The organism is Exiguobacterium aurantiacum, from assembly GCF_001766415.1.
Classification (GTDB): Bacteria; Bacillota; Bacilli; order Exiguobacteriales; family Exiguobacteriaceae; genus Exiguobacterium; species Exiguobacterium aurantiacum_A.
Genome location: NZ_MKXO01000050.1, coordinates 1 through 532 on the forward strand (window position 1 = coordinate 1; position 532 = coordinate 532).

A 532-nucleotide genomic window follows, 5' to 3' on the forward strand; every position below is an offset into this window, starting at 1 on the left:
GTGTGGTATACCGTTTGGCAAGCTGCGCTAAGTGTCCCTCGCTGACTGCATCCTTGCTATAGTGCATACCAAATGTGAATGACAGTGCACCTTGCAGCTGAGCGTCAGGCGTATCCACAATTTTTTCCCCAGATGCGCGTCCTGGACGGTAAAGAAGGTTTTCTTTCCCCATTTTCCCGAAACAGCGGAAGAGCGTATATGCAATCGTTGTATAGCCTTCCCCTGTGATTTGGTATTCTCTCACGCAGTCGGTCAACAGAGCGGCACCATATGCTTCATCACGAAGTGCGACAAAGGATTGCATCGGTTCAATGGTGATCGGTTTTTCTTCCCAATGTTCATTGTTCCACCATTCAAGCTCTTGCGTCAGCTCTGTTGGGCGTTCAATGGTACCAAACTGTTGATCGCTCAGTGATACGTTTGATGCGATGCCTGTATCAAAAAGAACGCGCAGGCGATGATCTAACGCATGGTTGTCCACATCTACATGAAAACGGATGACAGCATCGTCTTTGTTTAATGCCACCTTCGC

General features: G+C 48.3%; 1 protein-coding gene. It reads right to left on the reverse strand.

Annotated features, from left to right (window positions below; translation table 11 throughout):
* Positions 1-532, reverse strand: a 532-nt coding sequence (locus tag BJU60_RS14900; RefSeq protein WP_302050630.1) for a glycoside hydrolase family 38 C-terminal domain-containing protein, incomplete at both ends; no start/stop codon positions are given.